The sequence below is a fragment of the Eggerthella sp. 1_3_56FAA genome, assembly GCF_000185625.1.
GTDB lineage: Bacteria > Actinomycetota > Coriobacteriia > Coriobacteriales > Eggerthellaceae > Eggerthella > Eggerthella lenta.
In genome coordinates this window covers 840,008-842,632 of record NZ_GL622580.1, presented here as the reverse complement: position 1 = coordinate 842,632, position 2,625 = coordinate 840,008, and the positions used below count along the sequence as shown (strand labels likewise).

4 protein-coding genes are annotated in these 2,625 nt (G+C 66.5%); all 4 read right to left on the bottom strand.

Going from position 1 to position 2,625, the window contains the following annotated elements; genetic code table 11:
* Positions 1-8: 8 nt before the first annotated feature.
* Positions 9-737, bottom strand: a complete 729-nt coding sequence (locus HMPREF1023_RS08905) for an energy-coupling factor transporter transmembrane component T (protein ID WP_009305913.1) — start codon at positions 735-737, stop codon at positions 9-11.
* Positions 737-1,375 carry an MptD family putative ECF transporter S component gene (locus tag HMPREF1023_RS08900; protein ID WP_009608046.1) on the bottom strand — a complete coding sequence of 213 codons (639 nt, stop codon included), beginning with the start codon at positions 1,373-1,375 and terminating at the stop codon, positions 737-739. Before HMPREF1023_RS08900 ends, HMPREF1023_RS08905 begins: the two co-directional genes overlap by 1 nt.
* Positions 1,376-1,446: 71 nt before the next feature.
* A complete protein-coding gene (locus HMPREF1023_RS08895) occupies positions 1,447-2,067 on the bottom strand; it encodes an NAD(P)H-dependent oxidoreductase (RefSeq protein ID WP_009305909.1) in 621 nt (206 codons plus the stop codon).
* Complete coding sequence (locus HMPREF1023_RS08890; protein ID WP_009305907.1) at positions 2,064-2,489, bottom strand: 6-carboxytetrahydropterin synthase; 426 nt, start codon at positions 2,487-2,489, stop codon at positions 2,064-2,066. The genes HMPREF1023_RS08895 and HMPREF1023_RS08890 overlap by 4 nt, the downstream gene beginning before the upstream one ends.
* Between the last annotated feature and the right edge of the window lie 136 nt (positions 2,490-2,625).

The window sequence follows — 2,625 nt, the reverse complement described above, 5'->3', positions numbered from 1 at the left end:
CGCCGCCATCAGTACGCCCCTCCCCACAGCGCCACGACCACGACCGCCGCCGCGGACGCCGCGAGCACCGCCCAATCGGCGGCGTGCATGCGCAGCCGCTCGGTGTCGGTAGAGCGCACCGGGTTCTCGATGCCCCGGCAGGTCGCGGCGCGCGACAGCTCGTCGGCCGTGGTGGTGGCCGACATGATGAGCGGCACCACGAAGCATTCCAGCCGCTCGGAAGCGGGGATGTCGCGCAGGCGCATGGCGTCGCGGATGTGCGCCATCTCGTCTTTGAGCGCCGGGAAGTAGCGCATGGTCACCGTGAGCGGGATGAGCACCACCTGCGGCACGCGCAGGCGCTCGAGCGCGGCCGTCAGACGGTGCACCGAGCATTCGGCCACCAGCAGCGAGCCCACCATGAGGCACAGGAAGATCTTGCGCGAGAACGTGAAGCTGATGGTGAACATGGTGGCTGCAACGCCTCCGACGTGCGGGAACACGAGGTTGAGCACCGCCCACAGCACCGCGTAGCCGCCCGCGAACGCAAGCGCCATCCTCACGTGCCCCGTCAGCGCCTGCAGCAGCGCCACGCCCAGCACGAGGCCCAGCTCAACCGTGAGGCTCTTCGACATGAAGGCCACCACCGACGCCGCCAGCAGCACGCCCATGATGGTGCGCGGGTCGAGGTCGAGCACGCCGGAGCGCGGCGCCCGGCCCAGCACGCGACGATCCTCGAGCGCGTAGGTGGCCTGCATTAGACGAGCCCCGCCTTCTCGAAGTGCTTCTTGAACAGGCAGCGCGCGATATACGCGCCCGCGAGGCCCGCCACGATGGTGACGGCGAACATGGCGATCAGCATCGGCGTCGTGGACAGCGCGTCAAGCGACGCCAGGTAGTCGGCGCCCATACCCTGCTCGGCGATCTGGGAGACGAACGAGTCGTGGAACACCCACAGCGGCAGGGGGCTTCCGCACATGCCCAGGCCGAACACCGCGTACGCCACCGCGTTGCCGAGGAAGCTGCGGTAGCGCGCAACCGCGCGGATGACCTCGGCGACAACGCAAGATGCCGCCATCATGGCCAGGATGAGCGGCGTGAACATGCCCGTCGCGAAGTAGATGAGCGCCACGATGAGCCCCATGATGACGACGGCGCCGGGCTTTTGCACCTTCGCGCACATGAGCATGAACGGGATGCCCGCGAACAACCCGTCGAGCGCCGGCATGAACACCCACAGCGCCGGATGGATGCCACCGCACAGCATGAACACGAACTGGATGACGAAGTAGATGGCCGTGAAGATGCCGATGTTGATGAGGTCGCGGCCCTTGAGCACCTTCCCCTCGCTCGGGGAAGGTGCCGGGCTCGCCGTCGATGCGACGCTGCTTGCCATGAAGGTCTCCTTACTTGTTAGCCAAGGGTTACTTATATCGGAGACAGTATGCGGCAACGGGGCAGACGGTTCTAGTCCGATCGGGCAGCGCTGTTCCATTCGGACGGGAAACTTTCGCGCGTCATGGTGCGCGCCTGCTCAAGCCACGTGCGGCGGTCGGCCGGCGTGCTGTCGGCAACGACGCGGAACATAACCCGATCGAACGTGGTCACGCCGCAGAAGTCGCAGATGCAGTCGCGCCACAGCCGCTGCAGCGGATCGCCGAAAGCTTCGAGCTCGCGCGCTTCCGGCGTGTTCGACGTGTTGAACACGAGCACCGCGCGGGCTTTCAGCAGGCCGATGGGCAGGCCGCCGCCGGAATCGCCCTCGGCGAACCCGTAGGCCACGCCCTCCCGCAGCACGCGGTCGACCCATCCCTTGAGGATGGCGGGCGGCTGTCCCCACCAGTTGGGATGCACGACGACGATGCCGTCGGCCTCCTTGATCTCGCGTTGGTGCAGGGCCGTCAGATCGTCGGCCGGCACATCGCTGACCAGCTCGGACGGGGGAATCACCGGGTTGAAGCCCTCCGCGTGCAAATCGTGGAACGCCACCGCATGGCCGTCCTCCTCCAGCGTTTGCACCACGGTCTGGGCGATGGCCGCGTTGAAGCTGCCGTCGTAGGGATGCCCCAGGATGACCGAAACGTTCATGCCGTCCTCCGGTAGATGGCGCAGTTGTTGGGGGTTTCGTACAGGTCCACCTGGGACACGGGGAAACCCTGCTCCGTCAGCCGGTCGCAGACGTAGCGCGCCAGGTTTTCGGCGGTGGTGCGGAAGGGCAGGACGGTCAGGCTGAAGCCCTCGGCCTCGAGGGCGGCCAGCGTCGTCGCGGCCAGCGAGCCCTCTTCCACGAGGAAGGTGTGGTCCAGCTCTTCGGCCAGGTCGCGCACCGCGCGCTTGAACACGCCGAAATCAACCACCATGTCCTTCATCGTGCCGTCGGCTTGCAGGTCGGCGACCTCGAGGTACACCACCGCTCTCCACCGGTGGCCGTGCAGGTTCTCGCACTTGCCGTAGTAATCGGTCAGGAAGTGGGCCGAGTCGAAGCTGGCCTCGGTTTTCAATCCGTACATGATGGCTCCTTTGCATGGCCGCTGTGTTCGCCGTCATGATAGCACACTCCCACGGTCGCACCCCACCTGTGCGCATAGAACGAATGTTTCACGTGAAACATCGGGAAAGGGGCCGGGCGTCCGCGGTGGCGGGCGC